At 61.4% G+C, this 13,872-nt stretch carries 16 protein-coding genes; 12 read left to right on the top strand and 4 right to left on the bottom strand.

Features of this window, described 5'->3' with window-relative positions:
* Positions 1-15 precede the first annotated feature (15 nt).
* The 8 genes from M1D68_RS10460 (at position 16) to M1D68_RS10425 (ending at position 6,373) form a co-directional block, all read left to right on the top strand.
* On the top strand, positions 16-1,077 hold the full coding sequence (locus M1D68_RS10460) for an NAD(P)H-dependent flavin oxidoreductase (protein ID WP_457970253.1): 1,062 nt from the start codon (positions 16-18) through the stop codon (positions 1,075-1,077).
* A 238-nt stretch (positions 1,078-1,315) separates the two neighbouring features.
* Positions 1,316-2,065 (top strand): molybdate ABC transporter substrate-binding protein, encoded by a 750-nt coding sequence (gene modA / locus M1D68_RS10455; protein ID WP_457970251.1) that lies wholly within the window; start codon positions 1,316-1,318, stop codon positions 2,063-2,065.
* Positions 2,065-2,745, top strand: coding sequence for a molybdate ABC transporter permease subunit (modB, locus tag M1D68_RS10450; protein WP_420767705.1), 681 nt, complete (start codon positions 2,065-2,067; stop codon positions 2,743-2,745). Before modA ends, modB begins: the two co-directional genes overlap by 1 nt.
* Positions 2,746-2,748: 3 nt before the next feature.
* The gene (gene modC / locus M1D68_RS10445; protein WP_457970249.1) at positions 2,749-3,828 is read left to right on the top strand and encodes a molybdenum ABC transporter ATP-binding protein; all 1,080 of its coding nucleotides are present in this window, start codon (positions 2,749-2,751) and stop codon (positions 3,826-3,828) included.
* 121 nt (positions 3,829-3,949) lie between these two features.
* Positions 3,950-4,987 (top strand): DNA topoisomerase IB, encoded by a 1,038-nt coding sequence (locus tag M1D68_RS10440; protein ID WP_457970247.1) that lies wholly within the window; start codon positions 3,950-3,952, stop codon positions 4,985-4,987.
* A 133-nt stretch (positions 4,988-5,120) separates the two neighbouring features.
* Positions 5,121-5,684 carry an ATP-dependent Clp protease proteolytic subunit gene (locus tag M1D68_RS10435; protein WP_030142235.1) on the top strand — a complete coding sequence of 188 codons (564 nt, stop codon included), beginning with the start codon at positions 5,121-5,123 and terminating at the stop codon, positions 5,682-5,684.
* Between the two features lie 223 nt (positions 5,685-5,907).
* The gene (locus M1D68_RS10430) at positions 5,908-6,087 is read left to right on the top strand and encodes a con-10 family general stress protein (RefSeq protein WP_003182983.1); all 180 of its coding nucleotides are present in this window, start codon (positions 5,908-5,910) and stop codon (positions 6,085-6,087) included.
* 61 nt (positions 6,088-6,148) lie between these two features.
* A complete protein-coding gene (locus tag M1D68_RS10425) occupies positions 6,149-6,373 on the top strand; it encodes a hypothetical protein (RefSeq protein WP_457970246.1) in 225 nt (74 codons plus the stop codon).
* Between the two features lie 179 nt (positions 6,374-6,552).
* On the opposite strand, the gene M1D68_RS10420 is transcribed toward M1D68_RS10425, so the two are convergent.
* Entirely contained in the window at positions 6,553-7,305 is a 753-nt protein-coding gene (locus M1D68_RS10420) for an OBAP family protein (protein ID WP_434563607.1), read from the bottom strand.
* Positions 7,306-7,392: 87 nt separating this feature from the next.
* Entirely contained in the window at positions 7,393-7,929 is a 537-nt protein-coding gene (locus M1D68_RS10415) for a DUF3087 family protein (RefSeq protein WP_434610951.1), read from the bottom strand.
* Positions 7,930-8,146: 217 nt separating this feature from the next.
* Here M1D68_RS10415 and ppnN point away from each other — a divergent pair, with 217 nt between their 5' ends.
* Positions 8,147-9,520 (top strand): nucleotide 5'-monophosphate nucleosidase PpnN, encoded by a 1,374-nt coding sequence (ppnN, locus tag M1D68_RS10410; RefSeq protein WP_420767699.1) that lies wholly within the window; start codon positions 8,147-8,149, stop codon positions 9,518-9,520.
* 52 nt (positions 9,521-9,572) lie between these two features.
* Here the strand turns inward: ppnN and M1D68_RS10405 are convergent, their stop codons facing one another.
* Together M1D68_RS10405 and M1D68_RS10400 are read right to left on the bottom strand one after the other, a co-directional pair.
* The gene (locus M1D68_RS10405) at positions 9,573-10,235 is read right to left on the bottom strand and encodes an HAD family hydrolase (RefSeq protein WP_457970244.1); all 663 of its coding nucleotides are present in this window, start codon (positions 10,233-10,235) and stop codon (positions 9,573-9,575) included.
* Positions 10,236-10,313: 78 nt separating this feature from the next.
* The gene (locus M1D68_RS10400; RefSeq protein ID WP_457970242.1) at positions 10,314-11,660 is read right to left on the bottom strand and encodes an MATE family efflux transporter; all 1,347 of its coding nucleotides are present in this window, start codon (positions 11,658-11,660) and stop codon (positions 10,314-10,316) included.
* Between the two features lie 277 nt (positions 11,661-11,937).
* Here M1D68_RS10400 and M1D68_RS10395 point away from each other — a divergent pair, with 277 nt between their 5' ends.
* From M1D68_RS10395 to M1D68_RS10385, 3 genes are read left to right on the top strand one after another with little or no spacing between them, the layout of a single operon-like run.
* Entirely contained in the window at positions 11,938-13,155 is a 1,218-nt protein-coding gene (locus M1D68_RS10395) for a methyl-accepting chemotaxis protein (RefSeq protein ID WP_457970240.1), read from the top strand.
* A gap of 9 nt (positions 13,156-13,164) precedes the next feature.
* Positions 13,165-13,533, top strand: coding sequence for a response regulator (locus tag M1D68_RS10390; RefSeq protein ID WP_003180343.1), 369 nt, complete (start codon positions 13,165-13,167; stop codon positions 13,531-13,533).
* A gap of 15 nt (positions 13,534-13,548) precedes the next feature.
* Positions 13,549-13,833, top strand: coding sequence for an STAS domain-containing protein (locus tag M1D68_RS10385; RefSeq protein ID WP_457970239.1), 285 nt, complete (start codon positions 13,549-13,551; stop codon positions 13,831-13,833).
* The last annotated feature ends 39 nt before the right edge of the window (positions 13,834-13,872 follow it).

The following is a 13,872-nucleotide window of genomic DNA, read 5'->3' as shown; positions in this document are numbered from 1 at the left end:
CGGAGACACCCGAACATGAGTCAGTGGCCAGACACCCGCATTCTTGACCTGCTCGGCATCGAGCATCCCATCATCCAGGGGCCGCTGGCCGGGGTGACCGGTCCGGCGATGGTGGTCGCCACTTGCAATGCCGGCGGACTGGGCTCGATGCCCGCGGCGATGCTCGACGTGGAGCAACTGCGCCAGGCACTGACGACCATCGCCGAGCAGACCGACAAGCCGTTCAACGTCAATTTTTTCAGCCATCAGCCGCCCGCCTTCGACGAACAACGGGCCGAGGCCTGGAAACAGCGCCTCAAGCCTTATTACGAAGAGCTGGGGGTGGATTTCGACGCGCCGATGCCCGTATCCAATCGCACGCCGTTCGACGATACGGCCTGCCGGGTGCTGGAAGAGATGCGACCCAAGGTGGTCAGCTTCCACTTCGGCCTGCCGGAAAAATCGTTGCTCGATCGGGTCAAGGCCACCGGGGCGAAAGTCCTCTCTTCGGCCACAACCGTGGAAGAAGCGATCTGGCTCGAGCGACACGGCTGCGACGCGATCATTGCCATGGGTTATGAAGCCGGCGGTCATCGAGGGATGTTCCTCAGCGACGACCTCGATACTCAGGTGGGCCTGTTCGCCTTGCTGCCGCAAGTCGTGGACGCGGTGACCGTGCCGGTGATTGCCGCCGGCGGTATCGGCGATGCGCGGGGCATCGTCTCCGCATTTGCCCTGGGTGCGTCGGCGGTGCAGCTGGGCAGCGCCTACCTGTTTACCCCGGAAGCGAAGATCACGCCTTCCCATCACCGGGCGTTGCGCACGGCCAAGGAAAGCCAGACTGCAATCACCAACCTGTTCACCGGTCGGCCGGCCCGAGGGATCGTCAACCGGGTGATGCGCGAGGTCGGCCCGATGAGCCCACTGGCGCCAGCATTTCCGCTGGCGGGCGGCGCGTTGATGCCCCTTCGCGCGAAGGATGAAGCCGACTTCGCCAACCTTTGGGCCGGCCAGGCGTTTCCCCTGGGGCGGGAGCTGCCCAGTGGCGAGCTGACGCGGCGCCTGGCTGAGGAGGCTCTGGCTCGGTTCAAGGGCTGAGCGCTAGCCTGACAGTCTCCGGCGCTTGACCGGACGCTATCGCGAGCAAGCTCGCTCCCACAGGGGTCCAGTGTGAATATCAATCATGCATTCATCCCGAAATCCTGTGGGAGCGAGCTTGCTCGCGATGACGGCAGCCCTGCCACCGCTGACTTCTGACAAAATGCCACGTTCCGTTTGTCAGCCTTTCGCTATATATTCCGCTATATAGCGAACCCATTTCGACGGAACCCTGCCCATGCGCCTGACCCCACTCGCCCTGCTGCTTGCTACTTGCTTTTGTATCAACGCCGCCCAAGCCGATGAAGTGCAAGTCGCCGTCGCGTCCAACTTCACCGCCCCGATCCAGGCCATCGCCGCCAGCTTCGAGAAGGACACCGGGCATAAACTGATTGCCGCCTACGGCGCGACCGGGCAGTTCTATACCCAGATCAAGAACGGCGCGCCATTCGAGGTGTTCCTGGCTGCCGACGACACCACGCCGGCGAGGCTGGACAGCGAAGGCGACACCGTCCAGGGCTCGCGCTTTACCTACGCCATCGGCACGTTGGCGTTGTGGTCGGCCAAGACCGATTACGTCGACGCCAAGGGGCAAGTCCTGCGGGACAATGCCTTCCAACACCTGTCCATTGCCAATCCGAAAACCGCGCCGTATGGCCTGGCCGCCACACAGGTGCTGGAAAAGCTGGGGCTCACCCATCAGGTCAAGGGCAAGATCGTCGAGGGCCAGAACATCACCCAGGCCTATCAGTTCGTTTCCACGGGCAATGCCGAACTGGGTTTCGTGGCCCTGTCCCAGGTGTTCAAGGACGGCAAGCTGACAAGCGGTTCCGCGTGGGTTGTCCCGGGCGAACTGCATGATCCGATCAAGCAGGACGCGGTGATCCTGGCAAAGGGACGGGGCAACCCCGCCGCCCAGGCATTGATGAGCTATCTGAAGGGCACGAAAGCCGCCGCCATCATCCAGGCCTACGGTTACCAACGCTGATGCCACTGACCGACGCCGATTACGCCGCCATCTGGCTGACCCTGAAACTGGCGTCGCTGACCACGGTGATCCTGCTTTTCATCGGCACGCCCATCGCCCTGTGGCTGTCGCGCACCCAATCGCGGCTTCGCGGCCCGGTGGGTGCGGTGGTCGCCCTGCCGCTGGTACTGCCGCCGACCGTGATTGGCTTCTATCTGCTGCTGGCGCTGGGACCCAACGGCTGGATCGGCCAATTCACCCAAGCCCTCGGGCTGGGCACCCTCACCTTCAGCTTTACCGGACTGGTGATTGGCTCGGTGATCTACTCAATGCCCTTCGTGGTGCAGCCGCTGCAAAACGCCTTTTCCGCTATCGGCAGTCGTCCTTTGGAAGTCGCCGCCACCCTGCGGGCCGGGCCGTGGGATACCTTTTTCAGCGTCATCCTGCCTTTGGCCCGACCGGGTTTCATCACCGCCGCAATCCTCGGCTTCGCCCACACGGTGGGTGAGTTTGGCGTGGTGTTGATGATCGGCGGCAACATCCCCGAGAAGACCCGGGTGGTGTCGGTGCAAATCTACGACCACGTCGAAGCCCTTGAGTACAGCCAGGCCCATTGGCTGGCGGCGGCGATGCTGGTGTTTTCTTTCCTGGTGCTGCTGGCGCTGTACTCTAGCCGCCGAACTCGCGCCGGTTGGAGCTGATCGATGATCGAGGCGAGGTTTCAACTCGACCGTGGCGATTTTTCCCTGGACCTGGACCTGCAATTGCCCGGCCGTGGGGTGACGGCGCTGTACGGCGAGTCCGGATCCGGCAAGACCACCTGCCTGCGCTGCATGGCCGGGCTGGACCGACCGACGCGGGGTTTCGTCGAGGTCAATGGCGAGGTCTGGCAAGACAGTGAGCGTGAGGTGTTCGTCCCGCCTCACAAGCGAGCGCTGGGGTACGTTTTCCAGGAGGCGAGCCTGTTCGATCACCTGTTGGTGCGCGACAATCTTCTGTTCGGCCTCAAGCGCGTTGCCGCGGCGCAACGGCGCGTGGACATCAACCACGCGACGGAACTGCTCGGCATCGGCCATCTCCTCGACAGGCAACCCCACAACCTTTCCGGTGGCGAACGCCAGCGCGTCGGCATCGCCCGCGCCTTGCTGACCAGCCCGCGCCTGCTGCTGATGGACGAGCCTCTGGCCGCCCTCGATACACGCCGCAAAAACGAGATCCTGCCTTACCTGCAACGGCTCCACGATGAGCTGGATATCCCGGTGCTGTACGTCAGCCATTCCCAGGACGAAGTGGCGCGGCTGGCCGATCATATCGTGGTGCTGGACGCTGGGCGGGCCTTGGCCAGCGGGCCAATCGGCGAGACCCTCGCCCGGCTCGACCTGCCATTGGCGTTGGGGGATGACGCAGGCGTGGTGATCAACGGAAAAGTCGCCGGCTACGACCCGGACTATCAGTTGCTCACCCTGACCCTGCCCGACAGCCAGTTGAACGTGCGGGTTGCCCACACGGCGCTGGCGGTCGGGCAGCCGCTGCGCTTCAAGGTCCAGGCCCGGGACGTCAGCCTGAGCCTGGCGAACGACGGGCAGACCAGCATCCTCAATCGCCTGCCAGTGTCGGTCGTCAGCGAACTGGCCGGCGACAATGCCGCCCATGTGCTGATCCGCGTGGAGGCCGCCGGCACACCGCTGCTGGCGCGGATCACTCGGTATTCGCGCGATCAGTTGAAGCTGCATCCCGGACAGATCGTGTGGGCGCAGATCAAGGCGGTGGCGGTGTTGGCGTAGCCTTCGCGCCTGTAGGGCCAGCACACAAGCGTCCCAAGTGACATGAGAATCTCGGCACGACCGCAACGGGCAGAGGTCAATGAGTTCACAGGCCATTTGAATTCATCGCCAAGGATCAACCATGCCCGACACCCCGCTGCCCGATGCACTCCCGGCCGACTTGCACTATGTCGATGACACTGCGCCGGGCATCACCCGCAGGAAACTGCGAGGCAAATTCTGCTATTTCGATCCTTCGGGCCAGCGCATCACTGACGCGGCCGAAATCCAACGCATCAATTCCCTGGCCGTTCCGCCGGCCTACACCGACGTCTGGATCTGCTGCGACCCGCGCGGCCACCTCCAAGCCACCGGGCGCGATGCCCGTGGGCGCAAGCAGTACCGTTATCACACGCGCTGGCGCGAAGTGCGCGATGCCGACAAGTATTCACGCATGCTGGAATTCGGCCGCACCCTGCCCCGGCTGCGCAAACGCCTGGAAGAGATCCTCGCCACCCCCGGCTTCAGCCGCGACAAAGTCATGGCGACGGTCATCACCTTGCTCGACGTCACCCTTATTCGCGTCGGCAATACGCAATACGCCCGGGACAACCGCTCCTACGGCCTGACCACCCTGCGCAACAAGCATGTCGCGGTCAATGGCAGCGCCATCGCTTTCCAGTTCCGGGGCAAGAGCGGCATCGAACACCAGATCACCGTGAAGGACCGGCGCCTGGCGCGGATCGTCAAGCGCTGCCAGGAAATGCCCGGGCAGAACCTGTTCCAGTACCTGGATGAAAACGGCGAGCGCCACGCCATCACTTCTTCGGATATCAACGCCTACCTCAAGACCCTCACCGGCGCCGATTTCACCGCCAAGGACTACCGCACCTGGGCAGGCAGCGCGGCGGCGCTGGACGGCCTGCGCACACTGCAGTGGGAAACCGAAACCGAGGCCAAGCGGCACGTGGCCGAGATGGTCAGGCAGGTCGCCCGACAGTTGGGCAACACGCCCGCCGTCTGTCGTAAATGCTATATCCACCCCGCCGTTGTGGAAGGTTTCATGCGCGGCGTCCTGCACGAACTGCCCAAGCCCCGGGTTCGCAAAGGCCTGAGTGCCCAAGAAGCTGCGCTGACGATGTTCCTGCAGCGCATGGCCCAAGCCGTCCAAGCCTGTTGACCGAAGCAATCGAGCGCTGCGGGCCTCGATAAGCGAGTGACGGAAGTGGAACATCCGACAGCCGGCGGACTCCCAACTGTACAGAGCCGCTGATCCGCAGACTCGTCAACGCGTAAGTCGAGAGGAGTTTCAGATGTCCGAACACATCGTCCATTTCCATTGCCAGATCGATCAAGGAACCACCGAGCGCTTTCGGGACAATTGCCTGGAAGCCATTGAAAAAGGCGCCGACTCGCTGATGCTCAACCTCTCTACGGTCGGCGGTAGCACGAACTTCGGTTTCACCCTCTACACCTTCATCAAGTCTCTTCCCGTGCCGGTGCGCGCCGTGAACGCCGGCAACATCGAGTCGATGGGCATCGTCATGTACCTGGCCGCCAGCGACCGCACCACCACACCCCACTCGCGCTTCCTGATCCACCCGATGAATTGGTATTTCGGCCAGAAGTCGGTGGATCACTCGCGCTTGCGCGAATACCTGTCCAGCCTGGACAACGACGTGGCGCGGTATGTGGAAATCTACGTCAAGGAAACCGCCGGTGCCGCCACGCAACTGGATATCTTCAAGTGCCTGTGCGCCGAGGAGCGTGTGATCCCGGCGGAAAACTCACTGGCCTTTGGCATTGCCCACAGGGTTGAACAAGTGGTGTTTCCACCCGAAGCCAAGCATTGGAAAGTGAGCGGCGGTGAGGACTGAGTTATTCGATGAATAAATATCATTTGCCGCCGCTTTGTTAATTAATCTTTTCGATGTTGTATAAGCTCAAGCGAAACGGCTGTATAAGTTTTTTCAGCAACACTTTTCAACTCACTACCGTTCGTCGCCAGCGAAACGTTTTTTCTAAACTTCCATCCGCCGTTTTCTTTCACAATACTGCGAGGCACGTTTTACTCGCTTAACCAAAATGAGGATTCTCGAAATGGCTAATAGCGGAAACAAAAATCCAGGTAACTTCGCAAACGACCGTGAGAAAGCATCCGAAGCCGGCAAGAAAGGCGGACACGCTTCCGGCGGCAATTTTGCAAATGATCGGGAAAAAGCCTCTGAAGCAGGCCGCAAAGGTGGCGAACGCAGCCACGGCGGCGGCAGGAAGTCGTAACCCGAGAACCGTTGGGGCGCAGCTCTGCTGCGTCCTGGCGCTTGACTTGTCGAGGTAACGAATGAGCCAGGATCGATTCATCGTCAGTTTCATCGCTGACGGCCAACCCGATAGCCGGGTATTGGCGGGCGACACCGAGACGCTTACCACCGAAGAAGCCGAGGCACTCTTGCGAGTGTCCTTTACTGAATTAAAGAGCGTCAAGATCAGCGATGTTCAAGTTCAGAAAAGAACCAAGCCAAACGAAACGGAATATGATGTTCCGGGGCATTTCAAACAGCCGTAGTGTATATAACCTTTGTTTTCAACTCTCTGCCCCCGTGGCGAGGGAGTTTGCTCCCGATGGGCTGCACAGCAGCCCAACTCGTATTAACAAAACATATATATCCAGGTTGATTGCCCTGGGCCGCTTCGCAACCCAGCGGGAGCTAGCCTCCTCGCCACAAAGCATTTGTTCAAATGACTTTAATGGGTATGCCCCGTCGGATCCTTTATCTGCCACACCTGCCCTTTGCGCCACGCATCTGCGCCAGGATCGATGTCCGGTGCGCTGATCGATTCGCGGGCGTGTTTCTTCGCTTCGCTGTCGATGCCCATCCGGCGGTCGCGTTCGCGCACCAATTGCGGATCGATTTGCCCATCGGCGGTGAACCCCATCATCAACTGCGGAACGCCGTAAGGCAGAGCGTTGCCCTGCTCGGTGTGCCAGGTGTGCCAGGTCTTGCCGTAAGTGCTGACCAGGTTCTTCATCAAGCGGGTTTCCGCCACCTCCGGAATGCCCGGCGCGACCAGTTGTCCAGACTTCACCTCATGCACATGGCTGTGCCACAGCTGCTTTTCGGCGGCGGGCAAGCTTTCGAACAGGCGCTTACTGATGATGTATTCCACGCCCATCAATTTGGCCTTGGCGCTGTTGGCATCGAAGATGGCGCACTGGAACACTTCTTCGTTCAGTGCCGTGCAGTAATGGTGCGCTTCCATTTGCCCGGACATCCGGCCGTTATAAAAATGAAAGCCGTCCAGGTAGGTATCCAACGCTTGCAAAGGGGGTTTGTTCTGCATGATCCCGGCCCCCGCTTCCAGCGTCGCGGTGGTTGGGCTTTTCGCGGCGCCTGGCGCGTCTACCGGTGAGTGGCTGTTACCGCCCGCGCAGCCCGCCAATCCCACTGTAGCCACACACAACAGGGCCCAGGTTCCATGAACCATCTTTCCAGTCATCTCGACTCTCCTTTCCATGACTGCTCATGAGAAAGGCATTGGAAGACCGGGGTTTATTTTTTTCCCGAGGCAACCGATGAGCGGCCGTTAGCGGCGCTCGCCGTAGGCCTGTTTGACCGAGTCTATCCAGGCCGGGTCCAGGCGTGATTGCTCTGAATCCAGGCCCAGCGCCTGCATGTTTTCCAGATGCTCGTCGGCCTCACGGACCAACGAGGCGTGGTCGCTGGAATTGGCATCCAGCCGGTGCATCTGGGCCAGGCCCAGGTGATAGAAACGCAGTAGCTTCATCGCTGCCGGATCCCGGGCCTGCACACCGGCCTTTACCTGGTGCATCACGTTGGTGACGCTCATCAGGCTGCGCTTGAGCTGCCAGCCATACACCGCAGCGGCCATCCACGGCTGCGACCAGAAATAGCCGCGCATCAGCCCGACCATCACCAGCACGGCAGCGAAAACGCCGCCGACATTGAAGCGAAAATTATCGCCCCCGGGTGTACCGAACAGCATCACCGCCAGGCTGGACAACAGCATTGCCAGCGCCAGGAACACCACGGCCACGATGAGGGTGCTGCGACGGGTCTGTTGCCGGTAGTCGGCGGCGTCCCACGGTTTGATCTCGAACATCGCGTCGCAATTTCCTTGTATGGCGTGAAAAGACTCGCGCATTATCGCCTGCCCGGTCGATTTAGCTATGCTGGGGCTCATTTTGTGTTGCAACCGACCCGATGGATCCGGATCAAAGTCCATGGCGATACCGCAAGGATCGTGCGATCTTCCTGCGTGGACGTTTTTTTCAAGATGCCGCCGTCGTGCGAGCGGCATCGTTTTCAAGGAAAGCTGAATGACTCAAAGACATGTAATCAACGCTTCGGTAAGCCCCAAGGGCAGCCTGGAGACTTTGTCCCAGCGCGAAGTGCAGCAACTGAGCGAAGCCGGTTCCGGCAGCATCTACGATCTTTTCCGCCAGTGCGCCCTGGCGATTCTCAACACCGGCGCCCATGTCGATAACGCCAAGACCATCCTGGAAGCCTACAAGGACTTCGAGATCCGCATCCACCAACAGGACCGTGGTGTACGCCTGGAGCTGCTGAACGCGCCGGCCGATGCGTTCGTCGACGGCGAGATGATCGCCAGCACCCGGGAAATGCTCTTCAGCGCCCTGCGCGACATCGTCTACACCGAGAACGAGCTGGACAGCCAGCGCATCGACCTGAGCTCGTCACAGGGTATCAGCGACTACGTGTTCCACCTGCTGCGCAACGCCCGCACCTTGCGCCCTGGAGTGGAACCGAAAATCGTCGTGTGCTGGGGTGGCCACTCGATCAACACCGAAGAATACAAGTACACCAAGAAAGTCGGCCACGAACTGGGCCTGCGCAGCCTGGACATCTGCACCGGCTGCGGTCCCGGCGTGATGAAAGGCCCGATGAAAGGCGCCACCATCGCCCACGCCAAGCAGCGCATCCAGGGTGGCCGCTACCTGGGCCTGACGGAGCCGGGCATCATTGCCGCGGAGGCACCGAACCCGATCGTCAATGAACTGGTGATCCTGCCGGATATCGAAAAGCGTCTGGAAGCCTTCGTGCGCGTCGGCCACGGCATCATCATCTTCCCGGGCGGCGCCGGTACGGCGGAAGAATTTCTCTACCTGCTGGGCATTCTCATGCACCCGGCCAACCAGGACCTGCCGTTCCCGGTGATCCTCACCGGGCCTAAAAGCGCTACGCCGTATTTCGAGCAGTTGCACGCGTTCGTCGGCGCGACCTTGGGCGAAGCCGCGCAGAAGCACTACCAGATCATCATCGACGACCCGGCCGAAGTGGCGCGGCAGATGACCCAGGGGCTCAAAGAAGTGAAGCAGTTCCGCCGCGAGCGCAACGACGCCTTTCATTTCAACTGGCTGCTGAAAATCGACGAAGGTTTCCAACGCCCGTTCGACCCTACCCACGCCAACATGGCCAGCCTGGGCTTGAGCCGCGACCTGCCCTCCCACGAACTGGCCGCCAACCTGCGCCGGGCATTTTCGGGGATCGTGGCCGGGAACGTGAAGGACAAGGGCATCCGCCTGATCGAAGAACACGGCCCGTACGAGATCCATGGTGATCCCGCGATCATGGAACCGCTGGATCGCCTGCTCCAGGCCTTTGTCGCGCAACACCGGATGAAACTGCCGGGCGGCGCGGCGTATGTGCCGTGCTATCGGGTAGTGACCTGATCCCGAAATCGCTGAGGTTAAAAATGTGGGAGCGAGCTCGCTCCCACAGGGGCTAGCGTTGGTTTGAGACGCGTATCAATCCATCGTCCACCACAATGCTCAGCCCACGGTAATCCGCGATCTGCGAATGCACCGTCACCACCGGGTGCGTATGCGTGGCCGTCACTACCATCACGTCCATGCCCGCCGCCTCGCCAGCCTTGATTCCGGCTTCTGCGTCCTCGAACACCAGGCATTCCCGCGGAGCAACTTGCAAGCGTTGTGCGGCCAATAGGTAGCACGCTGGATTCGGCTTGCCGGCGCTCACGTCCTCGGCGGTCACCATCACGTCGGGGAGCGGAATCCCGGCCGCTTCCATGCGACGCAAAGCCAAGGCCATCGGCGCCGAGGTGACAATCGCCCATTGCGTCGGCGGCAGGCTCTTGAGAAAGCCCAGCGCACCGGGCACCTCGACCACCCCTTCCACGTCCTCGATTTCTTCGATGGTGAGCTGCGCGGCCTCGGCCTGGGCATCCACTCCTGGCAGGTTCTGGCGGGCAACGGTGTCGACGGCGCGCACGCCATGGATAGTCGGCAGGAATTTAGCCACGTCCAGGCCATGGCGCATGGCCCAGCGGGTCCAGATCCGCTCGGTGGCGGCGACGGAATTGAGCAGCGTGCCGTCCATGTCGAAGAGGAAGGCACGGTAGGCGACGGTGGGGAGTTCTGCGGACATCGGGATCCTCGTAAATCGGAAAAGGTGACTAACCCTGTGGGAGCGAGCTTGCCCCCCAAGGGTTCCATGTCGGGCCGGTTACACCAACCGCTCGATCCGCTGGTGCTGCCAGACCCGTTTGTAATACAGCGTCTGCAGCAACAGCATGCTCAGGTAAGCCACCGGAAACGCCATCCACACCCCTTGCAGGCCGAAGTGTGCGTCCAGCAGGTAGGCGACCGGAACTTGCACGCCGATGATGCAGAAAATCGAGATCGCCACCGGCATCAGCACCGTGCCGCTGGCGCGCATGATGCCACCGATGATGGCCTGGAAGCCGAACACCAAAAGGCTCCATAGCATGATGTGCAACAGGTGCTCGGCCTGGACCCGCGCCGCCGGGTCGGTGATGAACAGGCCCAGCAACCAGCGGGACAACAGGTACCCCAGCAGCACCAGCCCACCGGTCAACCAGACGTTGATCAGCATCCCGGTGCGCAGGATCGGCCCCAGGCGTTCCAGGCGTCCGGCGCCGATGGCCTGGGCGCCGAGGATCGACGCGGTGATGGCAATCGACAGCGCCGGGAACTGCACGTAACTGACAATCTGCGTCACCGCGCCATAGGCGGCCGTGGCTTGGGACCCGTGGCGATTGACCAGGGCCAGGATGACCAACTCCGATAGCGAGATCACCACCATCTGCAATCCGGTGGGCAGGCCGATGCGCAGCACTTTGCCGAGGATATCCCTGTCCAGGCGCATCGCCGCGAACAGCGCCCGATCCGGCGCCAAGGCATGGGCCCGTCGATTCAGGCGCCACGCCAGCATCGCCATCGCCGACGCGGTGCCCACCAGCCCCGCCAGCGCCGCGCTCTGGATGCCCATCTGCGGCAACCCCAGCCAGCCCCGGATCAACGCCGGCGTCAGCGCCATCCCAACGCTGGTGGACACCAGCAACGCCAGCAACGGCGAAACGGTATCGCTGACACCACGCAATAGCTGGGTGAAAAGCACAAACACCAGCAGCATCGGGAGGATCCACATCATCACCCGCGCATACGACACCGCATCCTCCAGCACGTCGGCGGGCGTTCCGAGGCCTTGCAGCCCCTCGCGGGCAAAAACACTGCCGAGGATTGCCGCCGTCAGTCCGATGATTGTCCCCAGCAGCAGCGTCGAGCCGGCAATCGCCTTCACGGTTCCCGTCTCGCCGGCGCCGTAGGCCTGCCCGATCAAGACCCCTGCCCCCGCGCCCAGGCCAATCACCAACGCGATGAAGAAAAACACGATGGGAAACATCCCCGACACCGCCGCCAGGGCCTGGGTGCCGAGCATTTGGCCGATGTAGATGCTATTGAGCGTACCGGACATCGATTGCAGGAAATTGGACAAGACCATGGGGGCCAAGAACAGCAGGTAGGTTTTCCAGAGAGGCTGGGTGGGCATGAGGGCTCGATGGCAGGTTCGAAAACTGGTGCGGGTAATTTAGCTCAATCCTTTCATTGTGTTTCACAGAATGATCTGACGAACACTGTTGAGGTTCATCGTGATTTCTTCCACAGGTCAGGCCACCTCGACATTTCCAGGATCTCGTCTATTCTGCGATAGCAATGTGCCACTTTTTTTCCAAAACCGGACGACTGGTCCTCAAGACCGGGTCGACTTTGCAGATAACCAGTTATTCGCAAATATCCTGTCAGCAATACTGTTCAAGGACCGAACCATGATGTCGTATTCCCACGACCATTCCCTTGCCACATCCCAGACGCACACCTCCTGGCACGCCTTGATCGTTGCCATCATCGCCGGCGCAGGGCTGCTGGTACTCAATGGCACGAGCGCTCAAAACATCGGTTTCAGTGCTGTGCTTCTGGTCCTTGGCGTGGGTGCCGGTATCTGGGGCGCGCGCTCGCAGCGCCTGCAATTGGACAAGGTGGCCGCAGCGGCCATCGCCCATCATGAACTGCAAGCCGCCGACCATGGCGCTCACAAAAGCAGCGCGCAACTCAACGAAGTGATCCTCGGCGCGATGCCGATCTGGGCCAAGCAAGTCGAAAGCTCACGGCAGCAGACAGAAACCGCGATCGTCTCGTTGACCAGCCGCTTCACCGGCATTTCCTCGCGTCTCGAAGAAACCGTACAAGCCTCGCAACTGGCCGCTGGCGAGTTGGCGGGCAGTGGTGGTGGCGGTGCCGTCCAGGTGCTGGCGCAGAGCGAAGGCGAACTGGTGAAGGTGATCGATTCGCTGAAGTGCACCCAGGCCAGCCGTGATGAAACCTTGGCCCAAGTGCGCAACCTGACGGCCTACACTGGCGAGTTGCGGACCATGGCCGCGGATGTCGCTGCGATTGCCGCCCAGACCAACCTGCTGGCCCTCAACGCCGCCATCGAAGCCGCCCGCGCAGGCGAAGCCGGACGCGGTTTTGCGGTAGTGGCAGATGCCGTGCGGGCCCTGTCGAGCAAGTCCAGCGAGACCGGCCAACAGATGTCGGCCAAGGTCGATGTCATCAACACCGCCATCACCCAATTGGTGCAGGCGGCTTCCAGCGGCGCCGACCAGGACAGCCAGTCCGTGGCCGTGTCCGAAGGCAGCATCCAACGCGTGCTCGAACGCTTCCAGAGCGTCACCGGCCGCCTCGCCGATTCGGCCGACATGTTGCAACGGGAGAGTTTCGGTATTCGAGACGAACTCACCCAAGTGCTGGTCAGCCTGCAATTCCAGGATCGGGTCAGCCAGATCCTCAGCCACGTGCGCGACAACATCGAGGACCTGCATGTGCACATGCAGCAAGCCAGCCAGTCGCCCGAACAGGCCATCTCCATCGACGCCCGCCAATGGCTGGCGCGCATGGAAACCACCTACGCCACCGACGAGCAACGCCGCAACCATCACGGCGACTCGGCCGCGCAACAGACTTCACAGGAAATAACCTTCTTTTAGGAGCCCCTCATGGCGAAAAATGTATTGGTTGTCGACGACTCCGCGAGCGTTCGGCAGGTCGTCGGCATCGCGTTGAAAAGTGCCGGCTACGACGTGATCGAGGCCAGCGATGGCAAGGATGCACTGGGCAAGCTCAACGGCCAGAAAGTGCACCTGATCATAAGCGACGTGAACATGCCGAACATGGACGGCATCACCTTCGTCAAGGAGGTCAAGAAACTGGCCAGCTACAAGTTCACGCCGATCATCATGCTCACCACCGAGTCCCAGGAATCGAAGAAGCAAGAGGGCCAGGCCGCAGGCGCCAAGGCCTGGGTGGTCAAGCCGTTCCAGCCAGCGCAGATGCTGGCGGCGGTGTCCAAGCTGATTCTTCCCTGATGGCTGGAGGCTTCAATGCCGCTGCTGTACGAAGTAGAAAATGACACCGCGCAGGTGCAGATCGACGGCGAGCTGACGATCTACACCGCCGCCGACCTGGCCGCGCAATTGCTGCCACGGTTGGGGGCCACGCCCGCCATGGTGCTGGACCTGTCGCAGATCACCGATATGGATGGCGCCGGCCTGCAATTGCTGCTGATGGTTCAGCGCGAGGCGCCCAAGGCCGGGACCCAACTGACGGTGGCCGACCCAAGCAAAGCCGTCACCGAAACACTGGCGCTGTGCAACCTGGTTGCGTAGTCCCTTTGCAACACGTCGGACACGACAAAGGATATGAGC

It is taken from the genome of Pseudomonas sp. R4-84 (assembly GCF_054130985.1).
The sequence above is the reverse complement of the archived record's forward strand: the minus strand, read 5'-3'. Positions and strand labels throughout refer to the sequence as shown.